Here is a 15,773-nt window from a genome sequence, read left to right on the forward strand (position 1 = left end):
TGACAAATGAGCGACGCGATAAAACACGAATGTGGAGTAGCAGTGCTCCGTCTTCGACGACCCCTCCAATACTATATTGATAAATATGGCACTCCGGCTTATGCTGCAAAGAAAATGTACCTGCTCATGCAGAAGCAGCATAATAGAGGGCAAGATGGAGTAGGGGTAGCAAACATCAAACTGGATATGCCTCCGGGCACAAGATATATCAGCCGGTACCGCACCACCAATCAGCAGCCTATAGAAGATCTTTTCGGGAAGATCAGTAAGAAATACAGCAAGGCGCAAAAAGAAGGAAAAGAGAACTACACAAATGCTCTATGGATGAAGGAGCATTTTGCGTTTACAGGGGAGGTATGGCTTGGCCACCTGCGGTATGGTACTCACGGAAAAAACAACATCGAAAGCTGTCATCCTTTCTTAAGGCAGAATAACTGGAGAAGCCGAAACCTTGTCATGGCCGGCAACTTCAATATGACCAATGTGGATGAGTTGTTTAATAAACTGGTAACACTTGGTCAGCATCCCAAGGAGATGGTGGATACCGTCACTGTAATGGAGAAAATCGGTCACTTTCTGGATGAAGCAAATCAGGCGATTTTTGATAAGTACCGTGGACAAAAGACTAATCAGCAGATCACTGAGATCATTGAAGATGAAATTGATCTGCGAAGAGTTTTAGAAAAATCCTGCCGTGATTTTGACGGAGGATATATTATGACAGGAATGGTAGGCTATGGAGCTGCTTTTGTGGCCCGTGATCCTCATGGCATCCGTCCTGCTTATTATTATGCAGACGATGAAGTGGTCTCTGTTGCTTCAGAGAAACCTGCTCTTAAAACAACTTTTGACTGTGCTTATGAGGACATAAAGGAGATAAAGCCGGGACATACCCTGATCATTGATAAAGATGGAAGCTTCAGGGAGGAGCCTTTTATTCAGTCAGGGGAAAAGAAATCCTGTTCATTTGAGCGTATTTACTTTTCAAGAGGCACTGACCCGGATATCTACAATGAGCGCAGAAAGCTTGGGGAGCTGCTTATCCCTCAGGTATTAAAAGCTGTGAATTTTGATCTGAAGAATACCATTTTCAGCTACATCCCAAACACAGCAGAAACCTCTTTTCTGGGTCTGCTGAGAGGTATAGACCAATACCTTATCAATCAACGCAAGGACATCATTCTTGATGAAAAACCCAGCGCTGATTCTCTGGAAGATATTTTATCATTCAGGCCGAGGGTGGAGAAGCTTGTGCTTAAGGATGCCAAGCTCAGAACGTTTATCACAGATGATGCGCATCGCGATGATCTGGTAGCTCACGTTTACGATACCACTTATGAGGTAATTAACAAAAATAAAGATACCCTGGTAGTCATAGATGATTCTATTGTGCGTGGCACTACATTGGAAAAGAGTATTCTTACCCTTCTAGATAAGCTTGAGCCTAAAAAAGTAGTTATCGTATCATCAGCACCTCAGATTCGGTTTCCGGATTGCTATGGTATAGATATGAGTAAGATGAAAGAATTTGTGGCTTTTAGAGCTGTATTGGCCCTGTTGGAAGAGCACAATAAGGAATATTTACTAGATGAGGTTTTTGAGAAATGCCTTGCCAGTATCAGAGAGAAAAGTGCTCCAAACTATGTGAAGGAATTATATAAGCCGTTCACTTATGACCAGGTATCAGCAAAAATTACAGAAATTGTAAAACCAAAAAACATGAAAGCTGAGCTCGAAGTGGTTTATCAGACCGTCGATAACCTGCATAAAGCCTGTCCACACCATCTTGGTGACTGGTATTTCACCGGAGACTACCCTACACAGGGGGGGAACCGGGTGGTTAATAAAGCCTTCATCAACTTCATGAAAGGAGCAGAAGTCAGAGCTTATTAAGCGTTTCGCAAAACCAATTCTTTTCCGGAACCTTTCATAACTAACCCTCGTTTAGGTACCATATTCATTTGGCAAATAAGCCTTCTTAAATGGCTTGGTATTGAAAAAGTGGAAATTTGAAGGCTAAAATTTGGAATTCATCTAAAATTTCTCAAAAATGTCGGCTATTTATCATAAATCATTTTGATGTTTGAATAATCTGATTCACCTTTGAGGTATCAATTCTAGAAAAATTGATTTATAAAGAAGCGTGGAGAGACAGGCTCTGAGAAACGCTAGCAACCTGAAAACTAAAATTAAGGTGCTAATTCCTGATTTCTTCTGTATAGTCAGAAGAAGGATATGAATTAATTGATATGAAAATTACTAAAAACGTATTCTTTGATCTCTTCATTAGGCCGGTAAGCAAATGGGCTGTGTGTTGTTGCTGTTGTTGTAAATGATCAGAAACCTTCTGATTTTTTCACAAGAGCAATTTTTAAACCGATAACACACAAAAACTAATGAATACAATCAAAACTAACTTCCTGAACAAACTAAACAGTGCATGCTGTATCTGTATGTGTTGTTGTGTATGCTGTATTTGTACAGCCTACCCGGGGAAGCATTATGTGTAACAAATAAAGAATTTTAACAATAATGTGTCAGAAACCCCGGAGATGAAACCTCGGGGTTTTTTTATGACCAGAAAAAATTAAAGACATGAGCACACAAACAATTAGTCCAGAGGCAGTCGCTGATATACAGGAGCTTAAGGAAAAGATCCAAAGCTTTAAGCTGGGGCAGATTCCGGAAGAGCGTTTTAAGGCTTTTCGGCTGGCCAGAGGGGTTTACGGTCAGCGACAGCAAGGCGTGCAGATGTTTCGTCTTAAACTACCGTACGGCAAGATCACTGCTGATCAGCTGGAGACGGTAGCCAACCTTTCAGAAACGTACACCAATGGAAATCTGCATCTGACCACCCGGCAGAACATTCAGCTTCATTATGTGAACCTGGATGATACCCCGGAGATGTGGGAAGCTCTGGAGAAGGTAGGAGTTACGACAAAAGAGGCCTGTGGAAATACGGTCAGGAATGTAACTGCATCTCCTTTTGCCGGTATAGATCCGGAAGAGCCGTTTGATGTGGCCCCTTATGCTCAGGGTGTATTTGAGTACTTTTTAAGAAATCCTATATGCCAGGAGATGGGGAGAAAGATTAAAATAGCTTTCTCTTCCAGCCGTGCAGATGCTGCCTTTACTTACATTCATGACTTTGGGTTTATCCCTAAACTGCAAGGAAAGAAGCGCGGGTTTGAGGTTCTTGTAGGAGGAGGGCTCGGGGCTCAGGCTTTTGTGGCACAAAAAGCTTATGATTTCCTGCCGGAGGATGAGCTTATTCCTTTTGTGGAGGCCGGATTGCGCGTGTTTGATCGATATGGAGAGCGCGAGCGGAGACATAAAGCCCGAATGAAATTCCTGATCGATCCTAAGAAAGGTTTGGGTCTTGATGGGTTTATGGAGCTGGTAGACAAGGAGCGAAAGGCGCTACCATATCACTCCTACCAGATAAGTGTGCCAAAGGAAAAAACTCCGGTGCCTGAAGAAAAGCCAATATTTGCTATAGACGATTTTGAGTATGATGAAGCTTATAAGCAGTGGTTTTTAACTAATGTGTTCGAACAAAAGCAAGAAGGATTTTATGCTGTGAAAGTCAGGGTTCCTTTGGGTGATATCCACGCTAAAACTGCAAGAAAGCTTTCCGATATCGTAAGAAATTGGGCGGCGGATGATATCCGAATAACCCTCAATCAGGGCTTATTGCTTAAATACATTACGCTGGAAGATATTCCTGCAGTCTATGCTGCATTGAAGGAACTGGATCTCTCTGCTCCGGGATTTGATACACTAGCAGATGTTACAGCGTGCCCCGGCACTGATACGTGTAACCTTGGGGTAACTAACAGTACGGCTTTGGCTAAAGTGCTGGAGGATACGATCCGTGATGAATTTCCGCACCTGGTGGACGAGTCTTTGATCAAGATCAAGATCAGTGGTTGTATGAATTCCTGCGGCCAGCATATGGTTGGTAATATCGGTTTTCACGGAAGCAGTATTAAGCATGGAGACAAGGTAGTTCCGGCCATGCAGGTGGTCATAGGCGGGGGAGTAGATCCTGACGGTAAGGGTTTTATTGCTGAGAAGGTTATTAAAATTCCTACTAAAAGGATACCGGAGACGGTCCGTTACCTGCTCAATGACTATGAGGAAAATGGTACGGAGGAGGAATATTTCAATGCCTACTTTAGAAGACAGGGTAAGCGGTATTTTTATGAAATACTGAAACCCCTGGCTGATGTGACTACTTTATCTGATTCTGATTATCAGGACTGGGGTAAAGTAGATGATTTCGTTCCCGAAATCGGAGTAGGAGAATGTGCCGGCGTAATGCTGGACCTGGTGAGCACCATCTTGATGGATGCAGAGGAGCGGTTGGCTAAAGGGAAAGTGGCTCTGGCAGAGGAAAAATGGGCAGATGCCATTTACTACAGCTACAACACGCTTGTCATAGGAGCTAAAGCAATCCTTTTAAGTAAGGACATTCAATGCAATACACATCAGGGGATCATTGAAGATTTTCAAAAGCATCTGGTAGATACCGGAGAGGTTCAGCTGCCGGTGTCTTTTGATGACCTGACTTTACAGATCAACAAGAATGCACCTGAAGAAGCTTTTGCCAAAGCGTATCTGGAGGAAGCAGAAACATTTTTCAATCAGATCACTGACTTGAGAAATGCTGAGAAGGGTGAGAAGCTGGTGGTAAATGAATTTTACAAAGCTTAGCAATGAAGTAAGCATGATGCCTGATTTTGAAACCGTGAATACATGAAGAAAAGACCGAAATTGACATTGGTGGGTGCTGGTCCCGGTGATCCTGAACTGATCACTGTGAAGGGAGTGAAGGCTATTCAGGCTGCTGATGTGATTTTGTATGACGCACTGGTGGATCCTGAGCTTTTAAGCTATGCACCTGATGCTTTGCATATCCCTGTGGGTAAGCGGGCAGGTAAAGCCAGTGTTTCCCAGGAAACGATCAACGCTCTGATTGTAGAGTACGCTTATGAGTTTGGCCATGTTGTCAGGCTTAAAGGCGGTGATCCGTTTGTTTTTGCAAGAGGGTTTGAGGAAAAAGCTTACGCCGAAAAGCACGGTATCAGCACAGAGGTAGTGCTGGGGATAAGCAGCGTCATGCTTCCTGGTTATTTTGGTATTCCACTTACCTGCAGAGGTATCAATCGCAGCTTCACGGTAGTGACAGCCACTACGCATGAAGGCAAACTAAGTGATGAGGTGCTCAGAGCTGCTGAATTTTCTCCCACTGCATTGTTTTTCATGGGTCTGGGAAAACTGGACTTGATTGTGGAGGCTTATCTGGCTAATGGGCGGGGAGATCTGCCTGTAGCCATTGTCAGTAAAGGTTCACATGTGGATGGCAGTGTTTTCATTGGAAAGGTCAGGGATATAGTTTCCATAGCCGAAGAAAAGCAACCTGAGGCACCGGCCTTATTGATTTTTGGCGAGGGGGCGAGGTATGCCAAAGAGCAGTACCAGGGGAGTGCTGTCTGGGATGAAAACAGAGTGGTGGCATGAGTGAAACACTGACAGACGGAAATGTGCTTTTCCCAGTGTTTCTGAAGCTGCACAAGATCAAAACGCTTGTGGTAGGTGGAGGAAATGTGGGGCTGGAAAAAGTGGAGGCTCTTTTGAAGAACGACCCTAATGCAAACATCAGGGTGATAGCGCCACTAGTGCTTCCGGAACTGGAAAAGCTTGCCGCTCAGTCAGGATCGATCGAAATAAAGAAAAGAAAGGTTAGAAGATGGGATCTCAGAGGCATTGACCTGCTCATTTTAGCAACTGATAACTATTCTCTTCATATTAGACTGAAAAAGTGGGCAGAGAGCCGCCATCTTTTGACCAATGTAGCCGATACCCCGGATCTGTGTGATTTTTATTTGGGATCAACAGTGAAGAAGGGTGACCTGAAGGTAGGGATCAGTACCAATGGAAAGTCCCCGACTTTCGCCAAGCGATTCAGAGAATTGCTTGAAGATGTACTTCCTGAGTCTACTCCCCAGCTCCTTAACCAACTGAAGAATATTCGTGATCAGTTGAAGGGAGACTTCCAGTACAAGGTGGACCGGTTAAACGAAATCACATCAGTATTATCAAGCGAAAAGAAAGAAGATGAGTCAGAAGTGGAACCTAAGTGAACTGAATGACAGGTATACAAACCTGACCTATCTTGATCGGCTAAAGCTGCTTTTTGAGGAGTTTGATCCGGAGGATATCCTGATCACTACTTCGTTTGGCAGTACTTCAGTGGTATTGCTGCATTTGATTAATAAAGTAGCGCCAGGCCACCCGATCTACCTGATCAATACCGGGTATCTGTTTAAAGAAACGCTTGAGTACAAAGAGTACCTGATCAGGGAGTTTGACCTGAACGTGCAGGAAGTAAATCCTAACCCACGATCCCATGAGTTTACAACGAAACATAGAGTTTGGGAAGGAAATCCCGACTTCTGCTGTTTCATCAATAAAGTGGAGCCGTTGAGGGCTTTGAAGAAGAAGCATAAGATCTGGGTCTCCGGTCTTTTACGGTTTCAAAATGAAAACAGGGCAAAGAAGCAATTTTTTGAGCCGCACGGGGCTATGGTAAAGTTCCATCCAATACTGGACATGAACCAGGAAGATCTGAACCTGTACCGGTCGATATACGAGCTGCCCGCACATCCCCTTTTGTATCAGGGCTATGGCTCCATAGGCTGTGTGCATTGTACTAAAAAGGGGGTAGGCAGAGATGGCCGCTGGCAGGGCAAGGCCAAGAGCGAGTGCGGTTTGCATTTCTAATCCCACGATCTTTTTGAGATCCTTTATACACCTTGTCATTCCCGGCAGGGAATCTATCCTTGAGATAAGGACCATTCACATTGGCAAAGACTCCCTTCGGGAGTGACGATAATATATCGCTGAACGTAAGCGTCATTCCCAAAGAGTTCATTCGGGAGTGACTTTTTGCAGTTTAGTGGAAGAATGCATTTTTATACACCTCGTCATTCCCGCAGGGAATCTATCCTTAAGGTGAGGGCCATTTTTCACATTGGCAAAGACTCCCTTCGGGAGTGACGATAATATATCGCTAAATGTAAGCGTCATTCCCCTGGAGCATCTATCCTAAATTGATCAGCCGATCCCTTGTCAGTGTTTCATCAGGGAGAAAAGCAAGATTCATTTTTTTCTGTTTTTCTGTTTTGATAATATTCGTCGAATAATTGTATTTCCAAATTATGCGTTAGCGCATAATTTACCCAAAGGGCAGACGAAAGCTTTGCTTTGTCTGGGTTACCCTGACAAAAATTTCCAAAGGAGAAATTTTTCGTCATTATTCAATAGAATATCTTGTTTCAAGAGTGAAAATATTCTATTGAATAATTCGGGTTTATTGGTCTAACCATCAATAATTACTCGCCATGAAAAAGCTTTTACCAGTCGGCTTTTTGCTGATCCTTTTCTGCTCTTACAATGCTCATGCCCAGGATACAGAGGCCGAAGTTGTTAAGATCATAGATGATTTAAGAGTTCAGTGGGATGCTGAGGCTGTGAACCTGGAGACGTATGCGGGACTTGAGAAGTATTGCCGGGACCGTCCATACCGAGACAATATGATCCTGCTGCTCAAGCAAATTCACCACTATGATTCATCACTTTATGATATTGTTATATCAAAATTTGATAAAGATCAGGATCCGGAAGCCAAAGCAACTATCGATGATATCGAAACCCTGGAGATTGATTACACTACCAAATCATTTATGATCTTCCTTCGTCAGGAATGCATGGTTTTTAATGATGTGGAGCGAAATAAAAACGTGGAAGGGTACGATGAGTATAAAAAGGAATTGGAGGCAGAGTTATACAAATATGTAGAGGCTATCACCAGGCAGATCGATGTGATTGATGAACATGCCCATCATTTGACGGGGATCTAGCAATCCTCATGCTAGACCTTTGGTAGTGGCCTTGTGATGCACGTTCAACGATTGTGGTCATGTCTCATGTCAGTACCGGGGCCTCGGTAGGTATCTATCCTTAAACATAGACTCCCTTTGGGAGTGGGTTCAGCTTAGAGTAGGAGTGAAGGCTCCTCGGTCTCAATCATCTATACACCCTTTATAAAAGGCATTAAAAGGGAATAGCTCGACCTGGAAAGTGTTGTATAATACTGAACTATCCCTGTTTACAATGCTTTGTGCTTCTTCTAAGGATTCTGCTTTTAAGAGCATGAAGCCCTTATCATCATATCTTCCACCAATAACAATTCTTTTCTCTTTTCTTAAAGTAGATAAGTGTTTGGAGTGAGCGTTGAAATAGGCTTGCTCATTTACGGCTTTGAGTGTATCCCACTTTTCACCGGTGGTATAGATCATAGCAAAATACTGATCTTCTGATCGATTTTCGGACTCTTGTGCCATGCAAGTAAGTGTTATCAGGCAAAGCGCAATTGATATTTTTAAGCTCTTGATCATTATTGCACAATTTCGGCAAGGTTATCCTGCGGTATTTTGGTTAGGAAAATCCGCTGAAACCTGCCGGCTACATAAGTTGCGCCTAAAACCAAAAGGTTATTTTCCGCATCAACCTTCACCGAGGCCAGTGTATAAGGATTCAGGTATCCGATCTTGTGAATTCCTGCAAGTTCCGCCGTAGTGGCATCATAAAAATAGAGCGCTACCTGTCTGCTCTCAGTTTCAGCAGCAAAAACCGTATAGCTTACCTCATTGATGGTGACGATCTCAACATCAGCAGGAGTCCGGGATTTGAATTCAGACACGGTTGTGCTTAAAAGATCTATACTGGAAGAAATACCGGTAGTGTTGAGCGTAGCGTTTGGGTTGATAAAGTTATCATTAAACTGAAATCCAAACACCCCGAACGTACCTCCCTGGATAGGTAGGGCATCGGTAATGCCTGCATTAGCGGCCTGGCCCTGTACTACACCGGTCTGACTTCCGAAATCAGTAAACACCAATGAAAAACTGTAATTATAAAATCCATTGAAATAAGCTCCTCCAGAACCAAATTCTCCGCAGAAAAAGGGGAGTCCGGATCTCTCCGGGTCTAAATAATGGTTCAGAATATCTTCTTCTACATCATTGCCAGCACCAATGGAGTAATTAATCACATTTGTTGTGTCTCCCTCAGTAGTTAATTTGGAAATTGTGGATTGCTGATTAGCTATATTGTAGTTTAATAATAGTAGTTGGTCATCTGAGGTTTCAGCGGCTGCCAGCGGGTAAGTAAGACCTGGTAAAGGAGTAATTGTGGGCTCTTCTGACAGGTCTGCCGATGTTTGAAACAACTGAACAGTAAGCGTAGCTGGATCCATTGCAAAGAAGTAGTACATGGAATCTATAGCAATCCAATCACCTGTGGGGATGGCATAATCAGTTTCTTCTCTCATTTGGACGAAGTTGCCCTCTTCGTCCAGCTGAATGATCTGAACAGTTCTGAAATTTTCCTGGTCAAAAGATTGTCCGGCGAGCACTAAAAATCCGGTTTCAGTTGGCACGACATCTATAGGATAAAATTCCAGATCGCTACGGAAACTGTCATAGATCTTTGTGAAAGACTCCGCAGGGTCAAACTCTTCTTTTTGACAGCGGGTAAAAAGTACAATTGCAATTGTTGAAAGCAGAAAAAATCGTTTCATGTGACGATCAGTTGGATTGAAATGATTTATCAAGATAGCGGAACGGAAAGACAAAGCTGAGCGCTACATTGATATTGTTAAGGTTAATTTCGTCATTTACTTCTCCCAGGGATGCAAGTTCGTTTTCCTGGTAGAGGTTGGTTTGGTCCGTTACCGGGCTAAGCGCGTAGAGGTATGAAAGCTCTAAAATAGTGCGGACATTTCCGAGATCGAAATTTGCGCCTGCACCCCCTACAGCTCCGTAAAAGTTTTGAAACTGGTCCCGCGCACCAAGAGAGATGTTTCCGGCATTATAGGTTCTTTCTACTCCTCCGCTAAAGTCAGTATGAATGATCTCGGCATTTTTCCGGGCATCTACCAAGAAGGAATACTGCAGTCCCGCCAGGACAAATGGTCTGAACTCTCCGGAGCGGAGAATCTCATACTTCACAAAAAAAGGAACCTCGATCAGGTTGATGTTTTGCTGGATATTGAATTGCGTTTCAAAATCATCCTCAGTCGAATTTCCCTGATAGCTAACATCTGAGCTATAATTATATCTTACTATTTTAAACGTCGGGTTCAGTTCAAAAGAAAAGCCTCTATGGTAAAATGACATCTGTAACCCTGCCTGACCTCCGGCCATGTCAAAGACGTTGTAGGTCTTTTCATAGGTTTCATCAATATCATCCAGAGAATTGAAGGACGTATAGGTTTTCTGCACTACCGGATCTGTATAGTTCAGACCAAAGCGGAGCCCCAACCAGAATTGCGTATTGAGGAAACTCTGGTAATAGTCGGGGGCTTTGGCTCGTTGGGCTACTGATACTTGCACTGTGCACAGCAGTAGGATCAATACTGCTGCCGCTTTACTTGCGAATGAATAGGCGTTTCGTGTCATTCAGTTTTTCTGATTTAGCTTTTACAAAATACATACCCGGTAAAACCCGGTCAAGTTGGAAGGAAAATGTGTGTTTTCCCGGACTTAGCTGACGTTGATTTGAAATAATTACCCGACCGTTCATGTCGATCAGCTCGACACGGACGGTCTGATAATCATTGATCATTAGATTTACCTGGGTGTACTTACTGGCTGGGTTAGGATAGACTGATTCTATTTTATATTTAGCTTTTAAAAAGTCACTTGTTCCTGTGATGGTTTCTTTGATGAGCTCTATGGGCTCATAGTTGCCACCGTTTGGGTTAGGGCCATTGATAAAGTCCCTGAAAAATATCTCATCTGCAATGATCTGCTGATCGATCCCCATCCATTCATGGAGAAGGTTGGCATAGATCTGCCGGTAATCAAACTGCATGCTCACATTGCTATTAGTCAGATCCGGATTGGTGCCGTAGATGCCGGGATTTACTCCAGTACCCCACATCATGATGGGTCCGCCGGTACCGTGATCCGTGCCATAACTACCATTTGATGCAATTCGTCGACCAAACTCTGACATGGTCATAGTGAGTACCCGATGATCCTGGCCTCTTTTTATCAGGTCATTATTAAAGGCCCGCATTGCGGATGAAATGTTATAAAGACGGGCAGCATGACCACCAAAAGTAGTGTTATAGTCCTCTACCTGGTTAGCATGGGTGTCAAAACCTCCGATCTTCACCAGGAAGACTTTCGTTTTCACACCACCTTCCAGGAGTTGTGCAATTAATCTTAACTGGTTGGCTAAATCTGTATTGCTATATCCCCCAAAGGGGTATTGTGTCGGATAATCAACAGTAGATTCTTCCGCATTATTGTAAACTTCTGCAAGCCGGTTTATATAGATATCAGACTTGTCTTCCAGTCCAAGGATCCACTCCATTTCTTTCCAGTAGGGACTCGGATTTAAGAAAGAAGGAGGAATCCCCCTGGGATCAATTTCTTTATCCCCAAAACCCTCAAGATCATTCAACTCACTTGCAAACTCTACCAGGTTCCGGGCGGGGATGGACAATGAGGTTGGTATGTTGCCCTCCTGATGAAAGAGTAATGACACATCATTCCCCATTTCAATCGCAAGGGGGTCGGGCATTTCATCAGTAGGGAATTCATCCGGATATTGTAATGGAGCGTATTCCTGATTGAGATATCTTCCAATCCATCCGGAACTGTAGTAGTCGTCAGCATCTCCTCCCATAAACCAAATGTCCCTTCCCCGGAAGTGAGAGCCATTATTGTTTTCATAAGAAACGCCCTGAAATACAGCTGCCTTACCCTCATCGTACATGGTTTTGAAGTCCTGCATGTCCGGATGAAGGCCTACCTGATCTGCATCAGCCACGGTGCTGTCTAGTGGAATAGCCGTCCGGTTACCCTGTTTGTAGGGAATGGCAACATTAGCTCTCCGGCTGTAATACTGATCATAATTGGATAACGGGATGAAGGTATTCAGACCATCATTTCCACCGTGCATCTGGAGGATAATCAGTACATTATCGTTGGTGCTTTGTGCCGCAAGCTTTTGAAGGGGTTTGTTAGAACCCATTAATTGGATGGGTACCCCATGAAAGGCGATCGGCGCTCCGGCAGCAAAACCTAGTTTTTTTATAAAATTTCTTCTTTTCATATCACATCAGTTGATATTCGGGGGATTGAAGCATAGCGTTGATCAACAAATTAAGCTGTCCTCTTAATTTCTCAGGATCGGCCTGACTGTCCCAGTCCTCAGTCCAGGCAGCTTCAGGATCCGGGTCCATCGGATTGCTGAAAAAACGTGTAAGGAAATAATTAAGCCGGGCGCTTGTCAGCTCCCCACTGTCATCATCAAAAGATAGATTTTGGCTCGCAGGCAGGAAGTATTCGGCAAGCGCTATTATGAGCGCCCTGGCGTCCCGGGCTGTAGCATCAGGGATGTTCTCCTGAACAAATAATAGCATGTCTACTTCATATGCTTGCTGCGCTCCGACACCTCCTGTGGTATCATAAATACTTTCAACAATAAAATCATACCGGTTGATCAGGTAATTAGGCGCTATCCAGTTTCTGTTGAAAATGGGGTATTGGTGATATGCGGCATACCCTGCCACCTCAAAAGGTTCGTAGTAATCCATTCCCTGGGTTTTTATACTACTTTGGAAAGTGTCCATAAGCTCATAAAATTTAGCCGGTATCGTAGCATAATCAGGAATAGTGATCTCAAAAGAACGTGCATAACCAATCACCAGATCCAATGGTGATTTTATGATGCCTCCGAAATTATCATCCGGATAACCAGGATCACCTTCGTAAAAATGTTCGCTTGAAAACAAAGCTTCTAACACCGGGATAATCTTAAAGTCATTGGCGACAAAAATGTCAGCCATCTCCTGAATAATGTCATTCTCTAATGCAGGAGAAACCTGATGGTAGACAAAAAACCGGTAGATCTTCCTGCATATATGGATAGGTGTTTGAGGCTGATCGTAGATCAGGTCAATCATCCGGTTGATTTCGTCGATTGCTTGTTCCTCACCAGTAGCCGGGCGGGTTCCTCCGGCTCCATCATCTATCATGAGGTTGGGGTCGGGCCCAAGCTCTGCATCGCCAAAGTATTGGCTAAATGCCTTGGTGCTGTTGTCATGACTTCCGGCTGTAGTGCCACCTCTTGCCACTCCTCGGGGCAGGTTGGTTTCCGGATCTATCGTTAAGAAATCTTCGTCATTGATAAATCCTGAAAGGACTCGGGCCCCTGCCTGTACATCCTGCTCGGTGAAGTAGGCATAGTCTCCGTCAAATTGAGGTTCCGGGACATTCCCTTCCAGCCCTTTACCTATTGCGTAAAGCTCCAGCAATTCCCGGGCGTAGTTTTCATTGGGGTTTCCTGATACGTTAAGCCTTCCATCAAGGAAGATCAGCATAGCATTGTCCAGGCATATTTTTTTGGTCAGCTGCTTGAAGTTGACCGGGTATGTGGTATCAGGAATATCAGGATCACCACTTGGGATCACGGTATCGTCTCTGTCAAATGCATAAAATCGAAAAAGCTGATTTTGGAAATAAACAGCCCGTGGGTCGTTGACTACAGAGACCTTGGTGGTGAAATGTGTATGAAAAAAGAAGACAAGTCTTTCCCGAAAGGAGTAGGAAAGCTTCTGATCATCAGGAACGCCGGCGGCAAGCATCTGCCCAAGCATCCATTGATTCAATAATCGGTCGTAATCAGGAGCATCATCTCCTTCCATAAGCCCTGACGCCCATTCATTCCCGTTAGCATCTGTAGGAAGCGGAGCATCGGGCAGATCATCTCTGATCAGCAGGTTTACTGCTTCCGTGGCAGTCAGCCCGGACAGCGTATCAATGTCGCTGACAGAACCGCCAAAACATGCTCTTCGCAATAGGTGTGCAGCTCGCTTTCTGCCGAGTACACCGGTAAAGTTGTTAAGTGGCATTATCCCTTTTTAAAAACTGGTTCTGAAACTAAGTTAAAACTTAGATATTTAATTATTTATAGTTTTTCTCAAAATAATTAAATGCTGGCTGGGCAACTAAATTAGTAAAAAATTTTGGAAGTAAAGGACTCACCGGGTAAAAGAGGTGTTAATTTTTTGTTGGTCTGTTTGAAAGCTATCAAAATCAAAGTGGTTTATCTCCCTGGTTGGGCATCTCAATGCTATTAAGCTAAGGGGTTGTTTTTATCTGGCCTCATCCTTTCCAAAGGAATCCCTTTGGAAAATCCTTCTCCTTTGGGCGAAGGACTTTTAAAGGGGTGTTTCCATCCATGCATATTTATTTTAATCAGACTATTTCCCATTGTCTGAACTGGGATGGCTCTGATATTTGTGATCGTGTACTTCCAAAATTGAGCAAGAGTCCAATTTCCAGATTATAGGCCTCAAGATAATTGATAGCCTGTTCCAAGTGTACTTTTTCAAGTTGGATAAGCGCTTTAATCTCTACACTAATCACATTTTCTACCAAAAAATCAACTCTTCGGGTACCAACCTGCTTTTCCTTGTACAGGACCGGCATTTCATATTCACGAGCAAAACCCAAACCCTGGGATTCCATTTCATATTCCAGGGCTCGTTGATAGATTACCTCTTGAAAGCCGTTTCCGAGAAAATTATGAACTTCCATAGCACACCCAATGATCTTGCCTGTTAATTCTGAATATTTATGCTCATTGTTTATCCCAAATATCTCATGTATCACAGTTCAGACATCTTTTCGAGCTTTTTCAATCTATCATTGAGGCTTGAGATTTCTTTTTTAAGCTGGCTGTTTTCCTCACTCTGCTCAATCAAATGCAAAGTCAACTCCTCCACCTTCTTAAGCAGCAGCATATTCATCTCGCCTAGCTCTACTCCATTGGTTTCCATCTTTTTAGCTGAGGGGACTTCCGGAAGGTGTTTGTTTACGGAGATATAAGATTTGATTTCTTCGAGCGATAGGAGCGGGTAGTTTTCTTCAAAGACATAATCTGCTCCGGTGACGTCCTGGACTTTGATCTCTTCGGAGATAATGTTGCCGTCTACTTCGAGTTTGGCAGAGGGGGTGGTAACTCCAATTCCTACATTGCCATTTGCTTTAATCCTCATGAACTCCGTTTCGTTTGCGAATAGAGCCAGGCCCGAATAGTTGGCCCAGGGAGATTCTTGAATACTGGCAATTCCACTCCATTTGGTGAGCTCACCATTATGAGAATGTTTGAGTTTAATGCCTACTCCATAATTTGTGATTTCAGAAGCATTGAGGCTATTATTTACAACTAAGGGCCAAATTAATTCAGAAGAACTTCCACCATTAATATGGAGTTTTTCTATTGGGTTGGCTGTTCCAATACCTACATTTCCATTGTGTTTTATGCGTACTTTTTCTTCTTCATTGGCATATAGGGCAAGCCCCGAATAATTGGCCCACGAACTCTCTTGTACACTGGCAATCCCACCCCATTTACCTAATTCTCCATTATGTGAGTGCTTTAGCCTTATTCCAACTCCATAATTTGTGACGTTAGAGTTATTTTGGGTATTATTTACCCAAAGAGGCCAAATGATATCATCAACGCTTCCACCACTAATGTGTAGGTCTGTTTGAGTCGATTGTAGTCCTATACCAACGTTACCTTGTGTATAATAAAGGTTATCTCCGGATTGAATGAATTGTGCCTGGACGGAAGTTGACGCTGCCAGGATCAGCGGTAAAATCAGTTTTTTCATTATTAACGAT

The 15,773-nt window shown here is 43.5% G+C and carries 13 protein-coding genes and 1 riboswitch; of the genes, 6 read left to right on the forward strand and 7 right to left on the reverse strand.

What is annotated here, in order from left to right; translation table 11 throughout:
* Positions 1-6: 6 nt before the first annotated feature.
* The 6 genes from AC3E9V_RS05525 (at position 7) to AC3E9V_RS05550 (ending at position 7,925) form a co-directional block, all read left to right on the forward strand.
* The gene (locus tag AC3E9V_RS05525; RefSeq protein ID WP_488752189.1) at positions 7-1,893 is read left to right on the forward strand and encodes an amidophosphoribosyltransferase; all 1,887 of its coding nucleotides are present in this window, start codon (positions 7-9) and stop codon (positions 1,891-1,893) included.
* Positions 1,894-2,128: 235 nt separating this feature from the next.
* Positions 2,129-2,242, forward strand: a riboswitch (SAM riboswitch).
* 353 nt (positions 2,243-2,595) lie between these two features.
* Positions 2,596-4,716: a nitrite reductase gene (locus tag AC3E9V_RS05530; protein WP_488752190.1), complete on the forward strand. Its 2,121-nt coding sequence runs from the start codon at positions 2,596-2,598 to the stop codon at positions 4,714-4,716.
* 42 nt (positions 4,717-4,758) lie between these two features.
* Positions 4,759-5,523: a uroporphyrinogen-III C-methyltransferase gene (cobA, locus tag AC3E9V_RS05535; protein WP_488752191.1), complete on the forward strand. Its 765-nt coding sequence runs from the start codon at positions 4,759-4,761 to the stop codon at positions 5,521-5,523.
* The gene (locus AC3E9V_RS05540) at positions 5,520-6,146 is read left to right on the forward strand and encodes a precorrin-2 dehydrogenase/sirohydrochlorin ferrochelatase family protein (RefSeq protein WP_488752192.1); all 627 of its coding nucleotides are present in this window, start codon (positions 5,520-5,522) and stop codon (positions 6,144-6,146) included. Before cobA ends, AC3E9V_RS05540 begins: the two co-directional genes overlap by 4 nt.
* On the forward strand, positions 6,121-6,786 hold the full coding sequence (locus tag AC3E9V_RS05545; protein WP_488752193.1) for a phosphoadenylyl-sulfate reductase: 666 nt from the start codon (positions 6,121-6,123) through the stop codon (positions 6,784-6,786). Before AC3E9V_RS05540 ends, AC3E9V_RS05545 begins: the two co-directional genes overlap by 26 nt.
* Before the next feature lie 620 nt (positions 6,787-7,406).
* Positions 7,407-7,925 carry a hypothetical protein gene (locus AC3E9V_RS05550; protein ID WP_488752194.1) on the forward strand — a complete coding sequence of 173 codons (519 nt, stop codon included), beginning with the start codon at positions 7,407-7,409 and terminating at the stop codon, positions 7,923-7,925.
* Positions 7,926-8,087: 162 nt separating this feature from the next.
* On the opposite strand, the gene AC3E9V_RS05555 is transcribed toward AC3E9V_RS05550, so the two are convergent.
* The 7 genes from AC3E9V_RS05555 to AC3E9V_RS05585 form a co-directional block, all read right to left on the reverse strand.
* Entirely contained in the window at positions 8,088-8,408 is a 321-nt protein-coding gene (locus AC3E9V_RS05555; protein WP_488752195.1) for a YciI family protein, read from the reverse strand.
* A 53-nt stretch (positions 8,409-8,461) separates the two neighbouring features.
* Positions 8,462-9,646: a hypothetical protein gene (locus AC3E9V_RS05560; protein WP_488752196.1), complete on the reverse strand. Its 1,185-nt coding sequence runs from the start codon at positions 9,644-9,646 to the stop codon at positions 8,462-8,464.
* Positions 9,647-9,653: 7 nt separating this feature from the next.
* Positions 9,654-10,526, reverse strand: coding sequence for an outer membrane beta-barrel protein (locus AC3E9V_RS05565; protein ID WP_488752197.1), 873 nt, complete (start codon positions 10,524-10,526; stop codon positions 9,654-9,656).
* Positions 10,495-12,192 (reverse strand): DUF1501 domain-containing protein, encoded by a 1,698-nt coding sequence (locus AC3E9V_RS05570; RefSeq protein WP_488752198.1) that lies wholly within the window; start codon positions 12,190-12,192, stop codon positions 10,495-10,497. The genes AC3E9V_RS05565 and AC3E9V_RS05570 overlap by 32 nt, the downstream gene beginning before the upstream one ends.
* 1 nt (position 12,193) lies before the next feature.
* Positions 12,194-13,993 (reverse strand): DUF1800 domain-containing protein, encoded by a 1,800-nt coding sequence (locus AC3E9V_RS05575; protein ID WP_488752199.1) that lies wholly within the window; start codon positions 13,991-13,993, stop codon positions 12,194-12,196.
* Positions 13,994-14,339: 346 nt separating this feature from the next.
* The gene (locus tag AC3E9V_RS05580; RefSeq protein WP_488752200.1) at positions 14,340-14,756 is read right to left on the reverse strand and encodes a GxxExxY protein; all 417 of its coding nucleotides are present in this window, start codon (positions 14,754-14,756) and stop codon (positions 14,340-14,342) included.
* Positions 14,753-15,763, reverse strand: coding sequence for a hypothetical protein (locus tag AC3E9V_RS05585; RefSeq protein ID WP_488752201.1), 1,011 nt, complete (start codon positions 15,761-15,763; stop codon positions 14,753-14,755). The genes AC3E9V_RS05580 and AC3E9V_RS05585 overlap by 4 nt, the downstream gene beginning before the upstream one ends.
* Positions 15,764-15,773: the final 10 nt, after the last annotated feature.

Source organism: Marinoscillum sp. HNIBRBA16962, from assembly GCF_057801515.1.